The following is a 233-nucleotide window of genomic DNA, read 5'->3' as shown; positions in this document are numbered from 1 at the left end:
TCCGTTGTCCGCGACAGCAAAGTCATGTGGGTGTAGGCGCCGCGTGCAGACACATCATCGCCGGCTGCCTGTTGTTCCCTAGTGCCCCACTGCACCCTGGTGTTGTCAAAGCGGGAAGTACCGGGGGTCAGATATGCCTCTAGTCCGACGATCGGTTTGATCCCCGCCTTCTGACATTCGTTGTAAAGTTCGTAGGCCCCGAACAGGTAGCCGTGATCAGTGATGGCTACTGC

Annotated in this window: 1 protein-coding gene; it reads right to left on the bottom strand. The window is 57.9% G+C overall.

Features of this window, described 5'->3' with window-relative positions:
• Positions 1-233: PHP domain-containing protein (locus QP381_RS09520; protein ID WP_285068806.1), on the bottom strand; the 233-nt coding region annotated here is incomplete at both ends.

Source organism: Pauljensenia sp. UMB6358 (genome assembly GCF_030216865.1).
GTDB classification, from domain to species: domain Bacteria; phylum Actinomycetota; class Actinomycetes; order Actinomycetales; family Actinomycetaceae; genus Pauljensenia; species Pauljensenia turicensis_A.
The sequence above is the reverse complement of the archived record's forward strand: the minus strand, read 5'-3'. Positions and strand labels throughout refer to the sequence as shown.